Source organism: Parabacteroides sp. merdae-related_45_40 (genome assembly GCF_001915675.1).
In genome coordinates this window covers 1-19911 of record NZ_MNQY01000045.1, presented here as the reverse complement: position 1 = coordinate 19911, position 19911 = coordinate 1, and the positions used below count along the sequence as shown (strand labels likewise).

At 40.8% G+C, this 19911-nt stretch carries 9 protein-coding genes and 1 pseudogene; all 10 read right to left on the bottom strand.

The window, feature by feature from the left end:
* Window positions 1-5 precede the first annotated feature (5 nt).
* Window positions 6-1805 carry an SGNH/GDSL hydrolase family protein gene (locus BHV83_RS05555; protein ID WP_286756743.1) on the bottom strand — a complete coding sequence of 600 codons (1800 nt, stop codon included), beginning with the start codon at window positions 1803-1805 and terminating at the stop codon, window positions 6-8.
* A 91-nt stretch (window positions 1806-1896) separates the two neighbouring features.
* Entirely contained in the window at window positions 1897-2568 is a 672-nt protein-coding gene (locus tag BHV83_RS05550) for a DUF3823 domain-containing protein (protein ID WP_122121547.1), read from the bottom strand.
* Window positions 2569-2587: 19 nt separating this feature from the next.
* Entirely contained in the window at window positions 2588-4297 is a 1710-nt protein-coding gene (locus BHV83_RS05545) for a RagB/SusD family nutrient uptake outer membrane protein (RefSeq protein ID WP_353743772.1), read from the bottom strand.
* Window positions 4298-4360: 63 nt separating this feature from the next.
* Window positions 4361-7531 (bottom strand): SusC/RagA family TonB-linked outer membrane protein, encoded by a 3171-nt coding sequence (locus tag BHV83_RS05540; RefSeq protein WP_005633317.1) that lies wholly within the window; start codon window positions 7529-7531, stop codon window positions 4361-4363.
* A 615-nt stretch (window positions 7532-8146) separates the two neighbouring features.
* Window positions 8147-8459 (bottom strand): annotated as a pseudogene (locus BHV83_RS05535) (transposase family protein); the annotation flags it as partial.
* Window positions 8460-8529: 70 nt separating this feature from the next.
* Complete coding sequence (locus BHV83_RS05530) at window positions 8530-10584, bottom strand: alpha-L-fucosidase (RefSeq protein WP_286756737.1); 2055 nt, start codon at window positions 10582-10584, stop codon at window positions 8530-8532.
* A gap of 4 nt (window positions 10585-10588) precedes the next feature.
* Window positions 10589-12043, bottom strand: coding sequence for a TolB family protein (locus BHV83_RS05525; RefSeq protein WP_286756735.1), 1455 nt, complete (start codon window positions 12041-12043; stop codon window positions 10589-10591).
* The gene (locus BHV83_RS05520) at window positions 12040-13800 is read right to left on the bottom strand and encodes a DUF6057 family protein (protein ID WP_122206193.1); all 1761 of its coding nucleotides are present in this window, start codon (window positions 13798-13800) and stop codon (window positions 12040-12042) included. The genes BHV83_RS05525 and BHV83_RS05520 overlap by 4 nt, the downstream gene beginning before the upstream one ends.
* Before the next feature lie 200 nt (window positions 13801-14000).
* Window positions 14001-15860 (bottom strand): RagB/SusD family nutrient uptake outer membrane protein, encoded by a 1860-nt coding sequence (locus BHV83_RS05515; RefSeq protein ID WP_122206191.1) that lies wholly within the window; start codon window positions 15858-15860, stop codon window positions 14001-14003.
* Window positions 15861-15870: 10 nt separating this feature from the next.
* Entirely contained in the window at window positions 15871-19152 is a 3282-nt protein-coding gene (locus BHV83_RS05510; protein ID WP_122115619.1) for a SusC/RagA family TonB-linked outer membrane protein, read from the bottom strand.
* Between the last annotated feature and the right edge of the window lie 759 nt (window positions 19153-19911).

The following is a 19911-nucleotide window of genomic DNA, read 5'->3' as shown; positions in this document are numbered from 1 at the left end:
TATTATTAATTGTATAGGTCGGCTGCATCCTGATTACCCATTTGTAGATAGATCGATCGGATTGCTTGCCGGATTGAATCATTCGATTGCCAATTTAATTCTTGTTTGTGCTGGATGATCTTATGGCAAAGCTCTTTGAGTCCGTTAAATTTCGGATTTCCGTTTCGGAGTATATATTCAATGTAAGGAAGAGCCAGATCGGGTTGATCGAGCCGTAAATGGATTGCAACTAAGTTCTGTGCTGTTTGAACCGTGGGATACAGGCGGAAACTTCGTGTGTAGAAGAAGATAGCTAAAGGATATTCTTTTCGGATCTCTGCGAATTCTCCTCCTTGACCAAGGAAGGTGAGGTCGTAAGGGTTATCCGTGATACGAACCCGGAGAATATCCAAACATAATTTTTCATTCTTGCTATTAAGTGCGTACTGATACAGTTGATCCATGGATTGATACCAGTTTTTTTGTCGTACGTAGTTTGCTGCGATCTTTTCTACTTCTGTTTTAGGGGTAATTGTAGAGAGATCTTTCTCATAGAATGGGAATCCTTTACGCAGTTGTAAGCAAGCATATTCTCCAGCTAAGGAGTCAAACTCTAAAACAGGAAAGTTGTATAGATCTTCTGAAGTGCCGATTTGTAGTCTTTTGTTGGAAAAACAGGATTGGTTTTGTCGAAGAACTTCCAAAAAGCAATTTGCGATCACCCGATGCCCTTCGATAGTAGGATGTACATGTTCCAGCAATAATTCTCGTCCGGGAATACCGAACGGGCTTTTTCGGTTAAATTCCTCTTCGGTATTTACCAAGTAAATATTATCGTCATCTTTGGCTAATTCTCGGATGATCTCATTAATCTCTTTGGATGCTCTAAATCTAAGGGCGTCCAAGTCTCGTGCCCGACTGAAGGATGTGTATGCTGCTATGCTATCTTGTGCTTGCAATTGTTCTTGTGCCAGTTGATAATATTCATCGGCGCTATGTTCGTCAGACGATATGCTTTTGAAAGGCTTTAAGTCTTTTAAATTAACTCCGACAGTTGAGAAGAAAACTGGTATTTGGTGTTTTTTGAACAGATTAAGTACTAATTTCATATTGTTTTGAAACTGTTCCAGTCCTTGTTGAAATAGTTTGCTTTTGTAGGGGATCACTTGCTCTTTGACCACATATTTCATCAAGTTGTCTGAGAACTCTTTTTGAGGGCTTAAGTGGCTTTTTAAAGAATCGAGCCATTGAGTAAGACGTAACTGACGCAAACGGATTGCCCAACGGATAAATGTTGGATGGCTACCGAGTGTATTATTGGAGCCTACACCCAAAGCTCCGTAATACTCGTTGTGTCCACCATAAATAAAAATCGCATCTGGCTCAAAATGAACGAGTTCTTGTGCGAAATCGTAAAAAGTGTAACTGTTGATTGCAGTCAGAGCTAAATTGATGATCTCGATATCTTTGTCTGGATTTGTCTTTTGCAATTGGTATTTCAGCATTCGTTGGAACGAAATATTATTGGGATAGGGAAATCCCATTGCTGCTGATTCGCCCAGAACAAAAATTCTGAATGTGTTTTTTTGTTTCTTTTTCCGAAAAAACTCTACATTTCCGTTTGTGGCTTGTGATTGAGTAAAGTACCTTCTACTGATGTTTTTGTTGAGATATAAATATTTGCCATTCGCTGTTTGCAAGAAAAGATGGTCTAAATCTACACCATATCCGAAAGCTCTCAATCCACACTCTATTCCGATAAGAAAAAGCGAGGAAAGAAATAGATAGATACCTATCATCAGCAGATATTTGGATGTTTTACTCATATTAGGCCGTTTACATTGTGATGATTAAGGACTGTCTTGCATTTTCTTGTGTTAATGAAAAATGCAAAAACAGTCCTTAAATAGATCTGATTTATTTAACGGTAACTTCTATTACTTTACTATAATTATAGAATCCGCCAGGGTTAACAGCTAAGGCTCCTACCCGGAAGTAGAAAGTCTTTCCGCTTTTGAGATTCTCGAACGTATGAGAATAAGTGGCAATGTCTAATTCGGTCTCCGTACCAAGTTTTACAGATTCTTTAGCCGTAAAGGTGTTTTTATCCACATACGGAGTCTTGCAGTAGTAGAATTCTACTGCTTGTATTGTTTTATCTAAAACATTGTCTACGGAAGTTTTAACCGTAACTTTGCCTGTTTCGTTGGATGTCGCTTCTGCCGATATGCGCAAAAACGGTGTTACTTCAAAGTTCATCTGTTTTGAACCTGAGACTTCCATTTCGATCGGTTCTACTGTCTCAAAAGGCCCTTCGGCTAAAATCTTGTATTTACCGGTAAATACTGCTGTATTCGAGAATGTGCCATCTTGGCTCACCCATGAATCGTTGGGTTGTACAGACCATTCGTCATTATAAAACTCATACATACGTATTTTTGTCCCGTTTTGAGCTTGTCCGGGGACATTTTCTTTTGTCTCTTTGTCTATGATCGCTCCACTTAGGGAAGCGGTAGGTGCGTCATAGTTGTCAAGCCCGCAGGAGCACAAGCCACAAATTAGTGTTGCATATAAAAATATTTTTTTCATGTCTTTAAATATGAAAAGATTAATAACCCGGATTTTGTTCTAATAAATCGTTTTGAGCTACACCCGGAATCTCCAAGTAGTATTGTTTGTCCAAAAACGTTTTGGGCAGATTCAAGGTATTGACCGATTTCTCGAAAACATATTTTTTGGTCTTATAGTCCAACCAAGGAATTAATGCCGAGAAAGTTGTGTTGTTCATTACTTTGGAAGCAACACGCCAACGGACCAAATCCCAGTAACGTAAATTCTCGAATGCCAATTCTACGCGTCTTTCGTTTCGGATATCATCCATTGTCAAGCTATTTTTCTCCTTGATACCAGCACGTTTACGTACTTCGTTCACTTTTTGGAGAGCTTGGTCTTTTAGTCCCAATTCGAAAGCGGCTTCCGCATAATTCAGCAAGGTTTCTGCATAACGGAACACCATAAAGTTCGTTTCGGAACGGTCCATTTCTACTCGATTGGTAGGATCCATGAATTTCTTGATATAAAATCCTGTACGACTGCAATCACCTGCCATGACGAGCCCATCTTTACCTCCGGTTTTCATAGACGGATCTTCGCTGAACACATCCGTGAATGCCGAGGCAGCCTCTTTGGAGCCATCATTTTTGATAATGCCGCGTCTTACTTCCAACTCTCCGTTTTGCCAAGGAGAACCTGGGTAAAGAATAGAGGCGAAGAAACGCGGGTCTTTATCCTTGAAAATATCTTCTGCGTTTTCGTAATAGATCAGATTTCCACTTGCATCGGTTGTTTTTAACGTACCAGGTGTTCCATCTATATACTCATATGATTCTACTAATTCCAACGTCGGACTTGTATTGGTTCCCCAGTCAATTTTGAAGGAGGGAGCGGCCATAGCATAATCGAAATTATGCGCTTTGTCAGGAGATGCAAAAGCTTTTACAAAGATAGCTTCGCTGTTCATTGTTTTGTCTAAGAACAGTTGTTGGTAGTTGGCAGCAGGATCCGGATCTTGATTGAATAGAGCGAACTTGCCTGATTTAATGATCATGTCAGAGGCCTCCATGGATCTTTTGAAAAAGTCGTTTGCCTTATCTGCAGGAATACCTACCAAGCCATTCAACTGTACGGTGCCATAGCGACTGATGGAGCCTGCATAAAGCAGAGCTCTTGCTTTCAAAGCGGCTGCGGCATATTTGGTTACACGGAACTGATCTGTAGATCCGTAGGATTCAGGCAAACCGGCGATCGCTAAATCACACTCTTCAGCAATGAAGTTCCAGACTTCTTCTTCCGTATTGCGCGGAATCTTTAGTTCTTCTACGTTGTTTCCGGTATATTCTTGTACCTCTTTTATCAAAGGTACACCACCATAGCGTTTTGCCATTGTGAAATAGTGGAATGCCCGTACAAAGTGTGCTTCCGCTGTCCAACGTTGTTTCAAATCCTCGTTCAATGTAGAGGTTTGGATGTTTTGCAAGAACACATTGGCGATACGTATTTTATTGTATTCCCATTGTTGCAAGCTGGAGAGATCCAATACCGGGGTGTAGGGATAGCCCCATGAATAACTACGCATGGATTCGTCTGTGTAATGCCCCAAGGTACCCCAGTTAATCAACCATGCATGAGGTTCGACGAACATATCTTCGTACATTCCGGCCATATAAGCGTTGACCGCATTCTCATTGGACCAAACCAAGTCTTCAGATATAATATCCATAGGATCACGGTCCAAGAAGTCGTTGACACAGGACGACATGCTAAATAGCCCACACAAAGACAGTACTAATAATTTTATGCTTTTCATATTTTAATCAAATTCTTAAAATGTAACATTTACACCAATATTCCAAATTTTCAACTGCGGATATAAGATTCTATCGCTACTGGGTGCTTCTGGGTCGCCAAACGGCAGATTATCAAATGTCAGTACGTTATTTCCGGATACATACAGACGTAATCTTTCAACATAAACCTTGCTTAACCACTCTTTGGGGAAGGTGTAGCCGAACTCGATGTTTTTTACACGCAGGTAATATGAGCTGATGTGGTTGAAGGTAGAAACACGAGTGTTAGATGGCTTCCCGGAGTTCCATGTTGACGGATATTTCCCCGGAATCCATGCCGATTCAGGATCATACAAGTCTTCGCGATGCCATCGGTCCATAAAGCATTCCAATGTATTGGACCCGTTGAACATGGCATTACCCAAACAACCAGACATATATACATTGTAATTGGTTGCTCCTTGCATCAACAGGGAGAAGTCGAAACCTTTCCAAGAGGCACTCAGGTCCAAACCGAAATAAATTTCTGGCGTGTTGCTACGGGTAATTGGTTGAATATCGTTATTATCAATTACGCCATCGCCATTGAAATCCTCGTATTTCAAGTCGCCCGGCATCATAGTCGTGTTGCCGGCGTCATCTTGGATTGCCCAGTTATTGATGTCTTCTTGATCTTGGAACTGACCTACACATTTGTAACCGAAAGACATATTATTCCAACGATCGCTAAAGTTACTGGTCCAGTTCTTATAGGAGTTGATTGGATCAGCTTGTTCAATGTGGCGGTTTTTCGCGCGAGTGAACGACATATTACCTTTGACCGAGTAAGTCCAGTCTCCTACTGTATTTGTGTGTCCTAATACCAACTCAAAACCTCGGAAATCATCACTGTTTAAGTTTTCTTGTGGGAAAGAAGCTCCAAAAGTGTTGGGTAATGAACCGGAACGGTATGCAAATAAGCCGTCGCGTTTCCGGTAGAAAACATCTACACTTGCTTCTAATTTACGATTCCACAAAGATGCATCGAAACCGACATTTAGTATCTTGGATGTCAACCAAGAATATTCTGTGTTAGCCAATCCTTTTGTTATCAATGAATTGACTACATCGCTACCGAAGATATAATTTGTTCCACCCGGATAGTTGTAACCTGTCAGGTATTGGAACGGAAGAACTTGCGGATTACCGCTAGAGTCCAAGAATTGGTCATCCCCCATGACGCCATATGATGCTCTGATCTTTAAGTTGTCAAAAATTTGGGTGTTATTCTTGATAAATGATTCTTCGGATAAACGCCATCCTACGGATACGCTCGGGAAGAATCCCCAACGGTTGTTTTTGTAGAATTTTGCGGAACCATCTTCGCGAAAAGAGAATTCGAATAAATATTTGCTTGCGTAATCATAATTGATACGTCCTACAAAAGATGCGTTGGCCAATTCGCTTGCTACACCTGCGTTATTTTTGTTCTTGTCCGAACCTGAATTTATTTGGTCAAGGGCATCAATTGCAAATTGACGGTAGGCCTGCAAATAATCATCCAAATCTTCACGTTGTTCATACAAGAACAAAGCCTGCACATTGTGTTTGTCAAGGAATGTGCGATTGTAATTCAGAGAGAACTGAAGCATGTTCTGCTCTTGTGTGTAATCTTTGCGAGTCAAGTTGGACGGCGAGTTTCCTGTGAAAACCGTATTGTATTTACCAGATTCCTTATCGTATGAATAGAGTTTGAACTCTTTCGCAAAGGTTTTGAATTCTTCTACTTTTGTCAAATAGGAAAATAAAACCTTGGCTGACAGTCCTGGAATAAACGGCATATCATATTTTAAGGAGAAAACTCCATTGAATAATTTCTTACGTTCTTTTCGATAGCCAGAAACATCTGCATCTGAACGTGCCAGGGGATTTTGGAAGTTGGTTAATCCATAGTGCTTACCTTCTTCGTCGTTGGCGTATGGAGAATAGTAAGGGTGCATACGGGTGATACCGTGAATGATATAAGTATCGTCGTCATAAGGTGCCATCTTGTCTTGTACATGTCCGCTTAACTGCGCATCTGCGGTCAAATACTTGGAAATTTTCGCAGAGATGTTGGAACGGAAGTTGTAACGAGAGAAATTGATATCTTTTGTGGCATACAAGCCTTCTTGATTTAAGTAACCTACTGACATGAAGTATTTCACTTTTTCGGTTCCTCCGTTCACATTGATATTATGTTGAGTCTGTGGAGCATTCTTGCGGGTTAGGATGTCTTTCCAGTCGTAGCTTTTGTATCCTTCTTGAGTGCCTTCGCGGAACAAGGCTAATTTATCCGGTCCATAAACGGGGGCATTCCCTCGGTTGATCGCATCTTCATCGGTCAACTCTGCGTATCCGGCAGCATCTACCATATCTGGATAGCTTGTGAAGTTCTGCCAGCCGATAGATCCGTTGTATGTGATCTGCGCTTTCCCTTCTGCACCTTTTTTGGTCGTGATCAATACGACACCATTACCTGCCTTCACTCCATAGATGGCTGCGGAGGCGTCTTTTAATACGGAAATGCTTTCGATTTCGTTTGGGTCTACTTGGAAACCTGGTTGTTCAACTCCATCTACCAAAATCAGAGGTTTCCCGAATCCGCGAATATCCACGCTAGATTCGGCACCCGGCGTACCGCCTGTGTTTTGTACACGGATACCCGGTAGACGACCAGCCAAGGCATTCGAGATATTGGCTACCGGGGCTTGGATGATTTCATCTGCACCAATTGCTGCAACGGCACCTGTCAGGTTTACTTTTTTTTGTGTACCATAACCGACGACTACAACTTCGTCTAAACTCTGCGAGTCTTCTTTTAAGACGATTTTGTACTCCGAATTTTGGTTAACAACGAGTGATTGTTCAATATATCCGATATAGGATATTGTCAGTTTGTCACCATTATTTACTCCCTCTAAGGTGAAGTTACCATCGATGTCTGTAACTGTACCATGTGTTGTACCTGCTACGACAATATTCGCTCCAATAATGGGGATACCGTTTTCATCGACAACTGTGCCTTTTACTGTCTTAGCGTTGACATAGTTTTGTTTAGAACTCGTTTTTGTTACGATTGATTCTGGACCAACCTTTGTGTTAGAATGCCATGGCGTAGCCATTATGGTCGGTGAGGTCATGACCGATAATAGCACTAAAGTGGCAAATACAGGTTCCTTTTTCATAATAAAATTATTTTGTTAATATTGAATCTAAACATCATTTGAGGCTTAGATTGTTATTGAGTTTATTTCATGAGTAAAATAAAATCAGACTGATAAATTTGTTCTTATATAAATTATGTATTAAAACACATCTTATGAAAATTACTTTTATCTGTTAAGTGCCTTATTGGACTTTGCTTATTATTTGATTTAAGTATACTTTATAGTAATCTGTGTTTTTACATAGTTCGATAAGAACTATGGTATTATGTAAAACATAATCTGTGATAAATTTAAAACTTTTACAGTCGACATCGCGACAAACAAATTTTAACTCATAGTATTCCCCAATGATCGCTAAGAATTTATAAAAATCAACTGTTAAAAATAAAATCAATGTGATTTTTTTATAAAAAACGCGTAACGAAATAAAAAAAATCATATCTTTGACCCGGATATGAGATTTCATAATACCATAGTTCTTATCGAACTCATGCATCTTTTTTGAAACTATCACTGCAAAAGCTGTTTAGGTTTAGTTGATTTTCAATAAACAATATTTAAATAAAATGTCTATTTAGGGATATTCAGTAAATGTTCCCACAAAATACATGGCATATGAAGATGATAGAGTATAATCACTTTTGTCCTTGAAGCTCTCCTCTTTCTTTTCTTGCAGTAGGACAGATAGGATTCCGCCACATTCCTGTATTTGTTGCGCGGACGTCTTATGCCCAGAGATCCCTGCAATGCCGGCATATATGGCTGTAGAGCCATTCGATGCTTTCCCAAAGGAGTTTCATGTCCGTAGGAAAACGCATGTGGCTCTCATGATTCCACAGAACATCTGGTAGTGTATGTTCCTGTTCAGATGTTCCACCAGCTGCCTGTCGGAGAATCCGGTGTATGACTTCAGGAGCATAAGGGCGATTTTTGCGGAAGGACCGAATGGCCCTAAAAAAAACAGCAAGGACCTTCACAGGCACTTGCTGCCAAACACAAATTATGTTGAAAATCGTTTAGTCTTCCGTGATAACTGAAAACTCAGCAATTCCAACACGTTTTACGTTATCAACAATTCGTGTTGCCTTAAAAACTAATTTTTTGCCCTTGACAGGAGCAAAATGTATTTCTTGTTCAATCGGGTTATGTTTGATGTTTGAGAACTCGCCCGAAGCCACGACCTTTCCATCCACTGACAATTGATAGTTTGAAATATGTCCCTGCGAATCGCGTCCCTGATTAGGGGTGTAAACAAAACCGCTTATCGTATGAGGGGCGGCCAACTCTACTACTATTTCGTTTTTGCCTTCGGGCAGATAATAGGTGGAATAACCGTTTCCGTCAAACATGAGATTTGTCCGCTCATCGGCAGGGCTGGTCACCTTGTAATCGGCGGCTGGCAAGTCGAAACGGCGGCTGGCTACAGGACCGGATTTGCCGGACTGCGCATCATAAGTAATCGCTTTGACGGTTCCTTTCTTGTCCAATATAAACGGAACTTCATATTTTGCAGACTGTGCCGTCGGCTCCGTTCCATCTGTTGTATAATAAATGTCGGCTCCTTCGCTTTCCACATCTATACGGACTTCATTTTTCGCATTTCGCACGATACGCGGCTGTTCCAACAGCGGAGGAGCCAGGAAGGCTTCCACATTATTAATGCATAACGGGCCTTTTGCCTCTGTGAAATGAATGCGCAAAGCATCTGCCGGAGTCGTTTTGAAACGGACGATCCGTTTGTAACCTACTGTCGAAAGCGTATCGGTTGTTTCCACCGGCAGCCATTTGCCATCCTTTTCCACTTCAAGCGTAAAGGCGCATACACGTTGTCCAAGAGGTATATACTCTTGAATCATCACCCGGTTCAGCGAAGTCCCTGTCGGTAACGGGAAAGTCAGCGAGCCCGACGTCATCCCGTCGGAAGTAGCCCAATAAGAATCCCAGTTGTCGTCCGTCACATTCGATGCTTTATAAACACCCCCACGGGTTTCGCTTGCTTTTGGCTGGATACCTGCCAAAAGATTATCTTTCAACTCTGCTTGGATCGTATGATACCAGTCGACGGCACGTGCCGAATCGACCGGATGAATCTGGCCGTTCAGTGCTACTGGGAAGTTCAGCAGGAAGTTGGCATTATGCCCCACACTGCGATAATACAAATCGACCAGATTCGGAACAGTACGAACCTGATGATCTTCACGATGATGATAGAACCACCCCGGACGGATCGATACGTCGCATTCTCCCGGCAACCACTGGTTTCCGTCTTTCATTCCCCATTGGTTTTGTGTATAATGTGTCTCCTTGTCCAACGAATAGGGCGACCAGTTTGTTTCGCCGGCCCAACCGGACTCGTTGCCGATCCAGCGGATATCGGGAACCGTTCCGCCGAAGATCATCGCTTCCGGATGTTTCGCTTTGATCATTTCACGGGCCGTCTCGTAGCCGTAATAGGTTTTCGGATCGATCGAACGCGTTTCATTCGTTCCACCGTACCAGCCATTTCCTCCGTTCGCCCCGTCAAACCAGAACTCGAACAACGGACCGTAGTTGGAGATCAGTTCGTTGATTTGCTCATGATAGGTCTTCTGGTATCCTTCCCGCCCATATTCGGCATTATGACGATCCCAGGGAGAGAGGTAAAGCCCGAACTTCAAGCCGTGCTTCTTGCAGGCATCGGACAATTCGCGAACCATGTCGCCCTTTCCGTTTTTATAAGGCGAGTTAGAGATATTATAGTCGACCGTTTTGGTCGGCCAAAGGCAAAAGCCGTCGTGGTGCTTAGCTGTCAGGATCACCCCTTTCAGGCCGGCCGCTTTGATGATACGTACCCATTGTTCGCAATCCAGGTCTGTCGGATTGAATGTTTCCGCAGGTGTATTCCCATAGCCCCATTCCAAATCATTGAATGTGTTCAACCCGAAATGCACGAATGCATAATTCTCCATTTTCTGCCATTTGATCTGCTCCGGCGTCGGAACCGGCAAAACAGGTGCGGGCGGCTCTACTTCCTTGCAGGAAAGAAATAACCCGGCAAACATACCGGTGATTAAAAGATTCTTTGTGTTCATGTTGTTATTTTGTAAATGAGATCTGCTGGTTTTTCCCTTCTTTTATTCGGGAAACTAATTTGTATGTATCCGTTTTCACTTTCCCCTTGACAAATTCCGGGATATTATACGATTTGGTGAGAAATGTATAATATTCCGTTGATTTCTGAGGCAGGACGAACGGCTTTGAGAGAACGCCTCTTTCACCGACATGAGCAATGAAAGGACGTGTGTACAAGCCGTCCAAACGACGGCTGCTGAATACCACCCACTTGCTGTTGGACGACCAGGAATGATAACTGTCCGTATCAGGGCTGTTCGCTTCTTCTGTTGGAACTTGCGCACCCGTGCTCAGGTCGAACATGCATAGATCCGCATCTTTGTGCCAGATAGGGAAGGTTCCGTAAGATGTCGTTGTACAAAGCAGATATTTTCCGTCTGGCGAGACACGGGGAAACAAAATGCTTTGCCCTTCTGTTTCCGCTTGAAAGATCGTGTCGACAACAGAACCGAAAGTCCGGCTTTCAGGATCAAAAGAAACGCGGCAAAGGCTATAACGAAGGTCACGCAATTCGCCCGGAACTTTCAATGCCGGGGCGGAACAAAAGTAAAGTTGTTTTCCATCCGGTGAAAAAGTCGGGAATGTTTCAAAATGTTTTTTTGAGAATAGTGCTTGAGTCGTGACGATTTCCTGTTTTTCTACATCGTAGACGACTACATCCGATGCCTTGTCATATACTTCTGTACGATGTACCGGATGCGTATCCTGGGTTGTATTATTGATGGAAAAAGCAACAAACTTTCCCGAAGGATGCCAGGAAGGGTAGACCAATGCCGATATCGTCCGATCGGTTTTCGTATCGAACGTTTCTATCCGGTCGCCATCCACAAACACGGTACAGCCATACTTTGCACGGACATGGAACAGCATTTTGTCCGGGTCCTGCATGCAAAACGAATGGCAGTTCATGCAATTATTATCCGTCAGGCGGTTTTCCAGAATCGGTTCCTGATCGAAAGAGGATAATTCGCGTTGATAGATTCCCATCTCGTTCCATAGCTGGTAACCGGGATCGATCAGGCGGTAAGCGATATACGGATCGATCGGGTCTTCGGAAACCCGGATATGAAACGGAAGAAAGGCATTCCATTTCCCTTTTTCTTCTGTCAGGACAGATACCTCTACCTGTTTCCCTTTTGCCGCAGTCAATAACTTTTCCCAGTCTGTATCGGGAATGGAAAAGGCTCCGTTGGAGGCGTAAACGGTAAATGCATATCCTTCGGTTGTAAATACCGCGCATGCTTTCCCTTCCGTTTGCACGGCAAAATTCAAAGGTGCGATCGATTGCGGTATGGTTACGTCAATATAATCCGGATAGATGGCCAGCAGTTCATCTATCTGCCCGGAGACGACAGGTGGCTGGTTGGAAGAACATCCTTCCAACAACAAAAGGAATATGCAAAAAAACAATTGTTTCATTTGTCCATCATATTAAACATATAATAGTACCAATACGTTTTGCCATACTCGGAAGCCAAAGCGACCGCAGGATTCTGCCCCGAACGGGAAATATCTTGCACTTTCTGCATAAAAGCGATCGCTCTGTTCCTTACTTTGATGCTCACCCCATGCTCTAACCAGAAGTGCGGATCATTGGGACTGCAAATCACGATTGCCTCCTGCTGGCATTCCGTCATATCGCGCCAGGCGGGAGAACGGTACAAGCTCTCCTGCAAGGTTTTATAAGTTTCAATATCTTTGTTCAACAGTAAAAACGAAGTCAAATATGCTAATCCTGCTTTATTATCCGGACAAGCCAGGAGCAAGTTTATTAATGAACTGACAGGATCTGTATATAGTTTTGCAGCAGAGGCTTCGGCCTTCCAACAGCGACGTTTCATTCCTAAAATTTTATCTTCCTCGACTGCTTTATCATTGTAAAGAAATCGACGGTGAGCAGTAGCCCAATCCTTATAGAACCAAGTCTTTTCCAACAATTGAATATATTTATCCGCAATCGGATAGGACCCTGTTATCAGATTTGTCTCTATCAGCCTTTTCAACATCCGGGGATTACCGGAAGAACGAGAACTGACAAACGCTTCAAAAGCGAATTTTTGTGCTGCGCTTATTATTCCCATACAATAATACAGATCACTATGCAGTTGTGCTGTATAGATCGACTGATCCCAATGTAGCATCAAGGTTTCAATACCGTGTTGAGGATAATCTAACAATCTCTCTGAAAGTTGGCCTTTATGTGCCAAAGCTAAGTTTAAACCGCACATTCGGCGTTTAGACAATACATCATGGTTAAATTCACTGATAACAAGGTCCCACTGTTCCGTCCGGAGCAAATAGTCCTGCTTCATGGAATGCTGTGCATCCAATTTCCCAAAATGAAAGATACCTTGATAGACCAATAGAAACATGATTGCCCATTGTGCCCCTTCCCATATACATTTCCCTTTTAGAGAAACGGGTTCTTTGTATCGTTTCAAATAAGCAACCAGAAGCATTGTCATAGGTAATGCATACCATGCATAATATATCCCGGATACTGTTTGTAGTGGATTACAATAAGCCTCTGGTAAAAACGCTAAAGTTAAATTTCTACTATATCCTAAGTAAGTACCTGCAATTGCTGAAAGTGCGGCAATCAACAAATAAATAATACTAATATATTTTTTCTTTCCATTGGTTAAAAACTCAAAGAACAATGCCGATATAGCAAATAAATGTACGATAGGACCTGCTATTCCATATAAAATAGGAATGATGCAAATGCCATAAATAAATTTTATTCGTGTTTTTATGTTTGTATATAGCCATAGAAAAAGCAATAAAAATAAATAAGCAATAGTTCCTTGTTCATAATAATCATAGTCTAAACTAATAATTAGTAAAGATAGCCAGGGTAACAGGAAAATAAGAGGTAAATCGTTTCGTGAGTTAATCTTTTTCAGTATTAATGATGATAATAAAGCCACTAAAGTTAAAAGTAGAGCAGAAATGATAGGTCCTGTCCAAAATACCACATAGAATTGAGAGAGAAATTCCGATATATAAATAGCGACACCACCAGCCTGCTTCAGTGTTTCAGTTAGGTACTGTGATGTAAATTGAAACATTTGTAGCTGTTCCTTAAAAGGGAATAAATAGCAGAAGAAATAATAAAAGACTATTATTTGACTAATAAATAAAAGAATATTTAATATTAAGTCTTTCTTGTTCATATAAAATCCCGTTTTGAACATCTACTGTATACATGCCTGATTTCGGAACATTTATGATGTGTGTAACTCTCTATATATTCTATAGGGTTGTAATATAAACGTCCTGTTAGCCAGCAGACAATAAGATAAGTAATATATTCTCATTATATTTTATTGAGGGAAATAAAGAGGGAAGGCTAACCTTCCCTCTTGTATGAGATTTATTCCCAACCCGGATTTTGTTTTAGAAGAGAACCATGGCTTGCAGACAATGTAATCTGACTTGTTGGGATAGGATAGTACAGACGCTTGTCGTTTCCTGTCCATTTACGGCCGGCTTCGTTCAAACTTTTACCAGAATACATGCGGATATAAGTTTTACCATTATATTCGATTAAATCACGGGCTGTTGATCCTTCAAATACTTCAGGTTGGTATAACGCTTTTACTTTATCTGTAATACGCATGCCTAGATATGTTTTAGGATTTTCGAATAGTTTCATCGCATTCCAACGCATGATATCATCATAACGGAAACCTTCCAAAGCCAACTCAATACGACGTTCACGGCGGATTTCATATAACAACGGAGTTATAGAATACCCATAATCAACCGGATTCAGATCGGCTACTGGAGATACTGTTAAATGTTTCATCTCAACACGGTCGCGCAATTTATTAATCGTCTCATCCAAAACAGCCTGTGTGCATTCTCCTAATTCGCATTTGGCTTCAGCGTAGATCAGCAGGATTTCTGCGTAACGGAAAACAAACCAGTCGTAAGAAGATGTTTTCACTGCATCTTGTTGGCTCTGGCTTGCTGACACCAGTTTGATAGGTGAGTATCCTGTGGCAGTCCCGGTTAATCCCGGAGCTGAATGGATATTTGTTCCTGGTTCTTCAGACGGACTAAATTCCTTTTTATCATCAATACCGGAATTTACTACACGCATACCATTGCTTTTGACCGTATATGGACGATATTTACTGTCTATAATCTGATACATACGAGGATCGCGGTTTGCCATTTCATCATCCAGTGTTTCATCTCCCTTGTATTCACTACTGTTTGCAATAGGCAAACCGTCCTTGCAAAGGAATGATTCTGCAAAATCTTTAGAAAGGCCGACTCCTCCACCACGAGCAAGATTATGAGTCAATACGTCTGCTTCGAAAACACGTGCTAAAATACATTCTTTATTAGTCGTTAAATCCTCTTGTGTAAACTGGTTTGCATAATACAAGGGATAATCGGCAAAAGCAGACTGGTTTGCTCCGGCATCCGAGCCTTGTACGATATCGTAAAGACCACTATCCATCACTTCTTTGGCAAGAGTCGCCGCTTTTTGTAATAATTCCTGAGATGTAGGTGATGTCGAAACATTATGATACTTTTTATATGTTCCATAATGTAGGCAAACACGGGCTAAAAATGTACGAGCGGCATCTTTATGTAAAGCACCTACCTCTGCTGCACTTTTTTCCGGTAACCATTCAATTGCAAATTCCAGATCTTCGATAATTTTCCCTAGTACAAAGTCACGGTCGTCACGTGCTTTATACAATTCGTCAATATCGGCAGTTGTCAAATCCTTTTCATACCAAGGAACATCTCCAAATGTCTTGATTTTATCGAAATAATCGAAAGCCCGGAAAAAGCGAATTACGGCAACAACCGGATTTACTTCAGATTCTGTCGCATTTACCCGTTGGTAACGAGTCATAAAATAGTTTAGATTACGAATATTGTTCCAATACCATTTTGAATCGAAATTTGCTTCAGAAGGTATAACCCATTCGTTGAACAACCATTGGTCGGGAGAAGCGACCAGACGATTGTCACTTCTTTCATCAAGAGTATTTAAATCATCCAAATTTTCACTTCCATCTGCCCTTAAACCTTTTCCTGTCAGGTTCATGTAAAAGCCTTTGGCATAATTTTCCAAATCGCTAACTGTATTCCAGTAGCTATTGTCGGTAATGCTGTCTTTTGGATTGAGGTCTGTCACGTCACAAGCCGTAAATCCTCCTAACAATCCAAGACTTAATCCTAATAAGATATGTTTAGTTTTCATTGTCATCTTTCGTTTTTTACAGTGTTAAATTTAATCCAATTGCAACTTTTCGATTAATCGGGTATGTCATTCCTCCCAATGTTTCGGGATCGAAGGCATCGTTCAGAGGAGTGATAGTGAGTAGGTTTTCTCCTGTCACATATAATCTCAAACGAGAAATGCCCCACTTTGTCGTTAGATTCTTCGGAATTGTGTAACCTACCGTCAAATTCTTCAAACGCCCGTAAGCTGCACTTTGTAAATAACGGTCACTTGTGACTCTGTTACCGCCATTTTGCCATCCTGGTCTTGGAAAATAAGCATCTGTATTTGTTTCTGTCCAATAATCAAGGGCCGGAGTATATGGAACATCCCATTGGCTAGTGAATCCCCAGAACTGAGCGCCACTCAACATATAGTCACGTTTTCCTGTTCCTTGCCAAAACATCTCGAAATCGAAGTTCTTATAATCAAATCCAACGGTAATACCAAATTGATAACGAGGTGTTTTATTACCTATGATGCTCTTATCACCCGGGTTATAGATTGTTTCTTCCCCTTTTGTGATTTTACCATCATTATCTAAGTCTTCGTATTTTACATCACCCGCACCCCATTTTCCAGCATAAAGTTCGCTTTGGTCTATTGTTGCAGCTTCATCGTCTGATTGGAAAAGGCCGTTTGAGTGATATCCCCAAATCTCACCAATCTTTTGTCCTACATAATATTTACCATCACCATCACTTTGTGAATAGAAACCTGCGTCATTTCCGGCATATTTGGTAATAGTCGCCTGATAGTCAGACAAAACACCTTTTACCCAATAAGAAAATCCATTTTCTAATCGATCATTCCATCCTAAAGAAAGTTCCCAGCCTATGGTCTTCATGTCAGCAGAGTTACTTTTAGGAACACTGGCGCCCAATGTTGCAGGTAAAGTTGCTCCGGCTACCAACATGTCTTTTGTATTTCTACGATACCAGTCAAATGTTCCCGTCAGTCGATTATTCAGAAATGAAGCATCAAAACCGAAGTCCATTTGAGTGACTGTTTCCCAAGTAAAATCAGGAGCGACAAGCCCCGGTGCTTTTACAATAACAGGTTTGGAGCCGTTAATCAAATAATTGTAGGAAGAATTCGTCCCATATGTTGCTAAATATGGGAAATTACCTAGATCATCCATTACCTGATTTCCCAATGAACCATAAGAACCACGGATTTTCATATCATTCCACCAACCTTTTAACGGCTGCCAGAAATTTTCTTCTGAGATACGCCATGCTGCGGAAACAGATGGGAAGAATGCATAACGATGATCTTTTGCAAACTTGGATGAACCGTCATAACGGCCGTTAACTTCGAGTAGATAACGTTGTTTGTAATTGTAATTGAAGCGGAAGAAGAAACCATTAATTGCCCAATATGTATCTTCTGAAGACATGCTTTGTTCACCTGTCGCCAAATCCAAGTCAGGAATATCTTCAACAATCAGATTGGTACGTTTTGCATTATATTTTTTGTTGGATTTCTTTTCTTGGTTATAACCGGCCATAATCTTAAAGTTATGCGTATTTTCTAAAAATGATTTAGAATATTCTGCAAATGCATTGAATGCATAGTAGTAATCTTCATTTGTAGTATAATTTGCATAACTTGGCTTTGTCCAACCATAAAGAGCTTCTGTTCCAGCTACAGCCGTATAATCTGTAAATGTCCGTTGAACCTCTGATGCATTCTTGCTATAAATATTATATGTATAATCAGCATTGATAACCAATCCTTCCAAAGGAGTGATTTTTACAGCACCTGTCAACCATAAATCGTTGATTTTATATTTGGTATATCCGCCTAAATCTCCTACAGCAGCGGGATTTGTGTTCCCGTTCTGACCTGAATAGTTGTTAATACCTTCTTCTTTATAGATATAATCGCCTGAAGTTTGGATACCTAAGTTAGAATCATTGATGGCTGCTGCGCCAGGACTATAAACGAGTCTTCCTGTATGGCCAAAACGTACAGGCATTAACGGGCTTAAGTCATTTTTCAACATACCTCCATAGGCATCGATTCCTGCTGTAGAGTTGGTAATGGGGTGATCCTCTGTTGAATAATTATCTGCGATTTTGGCACTGACCTGCAACCACTTTGTCAGTTGTGAAGAAAGATTCAGTGTCGCATTAAATTTCTTGTAATTATCATCAGCTGTTTTTAAAATACCATTCTGGTCAGCAAATCCGACAGAGCCGTAATAAGTTGTTTTTGAGTCTCCACCACTAATGTTTACATTATATTGTTGAGAGAAACTTGTTTTGTACAATTCATTAAACCAATCAGTGTTGCCACAATAAATCCATCGACTTTGATCTTGCGACTGATCGAAATATTCTGAATACTTATAAGAGCCATCCATATATTTCTTTACATAGTCTAATTGTCCCGGAGTGATCAAGGAACTCATCCCGCTATTGGCGGCAGCAATATCTCTCATTTCCAGATACTCCAAAGAGTTGATATTGTGCATCCTTAATGCAGGGCTCTGCCAATAACCACTTGCTGATACGGAAATCTGAGGTTTTTGTTCACTTTTACCTTTCTTTGTTGTAATTAAAATAACGCCATAAGCAGCGCGGGCACCGTAGATAGCAGCAGATGCGGCATCCTTTAAAACAGAAATAGACGCGATGTCCTCCGGATTAACAAGGTTGGCATCCATTTGAACATTATCAACTAACACTAAAGGGCTACCACCGTTAATCGAGTTGTTACCACGAATATTAAAGTCAGAGCTACTACCAGGAGCACCACCTTTACTCATGGTGACGTTTAAGTTTGGAACAACACCTTGTAATCCTTGTCCAACATTTGTTATAGGACGGTTTTCTAGTACATCACCGGCAACAGCTGCCACAGCACCTGTCAAATTCTCTTTTTTCTGTGTACCGTAACCTACTACTACTACTTCTTGTAGCGCCTGGGTATCTTCTTTTAATGTTACAGGGATTGACGGTTGTCCTGTATAGGTTATTTCCTGTGTCGCGTATCCAATGTAAGAAATTTGAATAACATCTCCTTTCTTCAAATTTTCCAAAACAACTTTGCCGTCCATGTCTGTCACATTTCCGTTGGTTGTTCCTTTTACAACAACTGAAGCTCCGATCACAGGGCCGAACGAATCTTCCACCACACATACTACTTTCCCATTTTGTTGGGATAGACTTACTGACGGCCTTTCCGGAGTAATTTCGGCAAAAGCACTTTCTGGAACAGCTAAAGTTCCTGCCAGTAGCATCAGACTTACTAATTTAGTTTTTTTCAACATAGAGTATATATTTAAAAGAAATAATACATACCACGAAAACGGCTTACATCTGTTGAGTGTCTTTATTAGATCATGCTCATTAGATTTTGCATATTTTTATAGCGTTTTTCTGTGTTTTTGTAATTTAGTTCTATCAGAACTATGGTTTTTAATTATCTCATATCCGGGTCAAAGGTATGAAATTTTCATTTCGTTGTATGTTTTTTTATTAAAAAAGTTCATACGGCACTCATTTTTAACAATTCAGACTTACAGGCTATCAACAAGCATCAGACAATATCAGACTTTTGAACCTTTTTAAGCACAAGAAGTAATTTGCGGCTTATCATTCAACTCTATTTTTGTACAATATTCACACTTATCAGATACATTTCTTCATAAATACATGAGTTCTGATAGAACTTATATCTCTTTCTGTGCATGGGTGGTCAAAAAATAATCTTATTTTTATAATATTGCATATTTGTCTGAAAGTTTTGTGGTTATGCATATTCTCATCAGCACAGAACATGATTTTGTATCTGTCGAAAAACTGGGAAAAGGGCAATAGGCAATGAAATACAATGCCTGTGTTAATTTATCTAATTTTAGTGCAACTTTGTTGAAGCTCAGTAGTCGGGATGGGGTGATTTCTTGGATGTTTTTTCATGAACATCTGTCACTCTATCACTAAATGTCGTGTGAGTCTTGATAATCAGTGCGTATCTAAAGTGATAGATACCTGTTTTATATATCACGCTTCTATCACTATCTGTAATC